Origin of the sequence: Corynebacterium sp. CCUG 61414, from assembly GCF_024453945.1 — a bacterium.
GTDB classification, from domain to species: Bacteria; Actinomycetota; Actinomycetes; order Mycobacteriales; family Mycobacteriaceae; genus Corynebacterium; species Corynebacterium pseudogenitalium.
Genome location: NZ_JAGPYU010000035.1, coordinates 1 through 1,794, shown reverse-complemented (window position 1 = coordinate 1,794; position 1,794 = coordinate 1). Strand labels below are relative to the sequence as shown.

The window sequence follows — 1,794 nt, the reverse complement described above, 5'->3', positions numbered from 1 at the left end:
TGCGCGGCAAGCGCTTTACCATCAACCTTCACATCGGCGGCACCGATGGTGGAGTTGTAATCCTTGCCGATCTTGCCGGTGTTGATCATCAGGTTGTCCCAGTCGGCTGGCACACGGTAGTCACCTTTGTAGCAGTCCATGCCCGGCTGGTTGCATACCTCTGGCAGTGGCCCACCGGAGACGGATTCTTCATCCGAGTAGTTAAAGTGGGTGAACTGGTAGAGGTAGTTCATCACCGAGTAGTAGTTCGGCAGGTAATCCGACTGCGGGACCTCGTTGGCGAACTTCATCGAACCATTGTGGTTGAGCCCCAGCGTGTGGCCGAGCTCGTGCATGATCGTGTTGCGCAGCTGATCATCGGTGCGCATGCGTTCATGCTTGGCAACATAAAACGAGTTATCCGCAACCAGGGCCAACCCGGTACCCCAGTGGCCACGCTGCATCTGGTCCCCAATGACACCAACCCGGAAGACTGCCGCACGTGCACCCAAAATGGTATCGATATTATCGACCAGCTTCATGCCCGGGATGGTGCCCTCGAAGTAGTACGGGGCGTACGGCTCAGTCTGTCCACCATGACGCGTCGGATAGTTTGCAATGTTGGTGTAGGTATCACCGGCATCGATGTGCAGGTTGACCCCGTACTGGTCGAAGCGATCCACCAGTTGCTGCAAAATATCGCGGTGTGGGCGGTAGCTTGCCACCGACATCTGCGCACACATGGCAGCATCCGCACCAGGTGTGTCGCAGCCAGCCTGCTGCCACTGCGAGTTCATCCAATTAAGCTGCAGGAACAAATCCGGGCGCTCAGGATCAGCACCCCACTGATTCAGTGGCATGGCCGTACCGTCGCTTAGGGTAACGCCTTCGCGTTCCCACATATCCGGCAGACCGTCACCATCAGAATCAACAGCACTGTCCTGGGTTGCAACCTCCATGTGCATGGCAGCAGTCAACGTGTTGCCTGCATCAATGCGCTCAAACCAACGACCACGCTGGAAGCTTGCCCCTGCTGGATCCACAAACCCAACCTCACCGGCAGCCGTGGTGCGCTGGAACGCATCGGCTACACCAGACGAGGTTGCATTATCGAACGACACCGAGGTCTCATAGCCAAGCTGTGCCGGGGCAACAACAAACTTCCCATCATCATAGGAGCCGGAAAGCCCGACCTGGGAGTTAATCTGGTTCGTCAGATCCGCCTGCACAAACGCCGAGGAATCCTTGTTGTTGGTCACCCGCACAATGACATCGACACGGTTGCCTGCAAAGCGGTATTCACGCTCCACCGACACACCAGCGCCCTGGTCTTCACCGCGGTAGATGACCACCTGGGTGTCCCCATCACGGTAGGTATCCACGTTAAGGTCAGACTCTAAATCCACTAGCGCACCATCGGCACGCAAGTCCACATACAGTGAGGACTCCTGGCTGCCAGCAATGGAGCGGGCATCCGTAAACTTCAACGTCGAAATACGCCCCGGCTGTGTTACCGAGTTGTGAAAGACCGCACCCGGCCCGTCAGCGGTCACTGTGACCGACGAGTCAGCAACAGCCATCTCCGCGTGAGCAACCTGTGCACCATTAGCCGCAACGGCCAACACACACGCTGCTACACATACCTTCCGCGCAATGCTGTTCATCATCGTTGTCACAATCCTTATACCTTCCATCACGCACCACCCAACCGGTGGAACATGAAACCCTTCGTTGTTCTGACCCCAAGTTTATGCACCGCAACTATACATGGCCAATCCACCCAAAACACGACAACAAAACAGGCAAAAACACGCC

Annotated in this window: 1 pseudogene; it reads right to left on the bottom strand. The window is 56.5% G+C overall.

The window, feature by feature from the left end:
* Window positions 1-1,646, bottom strand: a pseudogene (locus tag KBX14_RS11130) (hypothetical protein); the annotation flags it as partial.
* Window positions 1,647-1,794 lie beyond the last annotated feature (148 nt).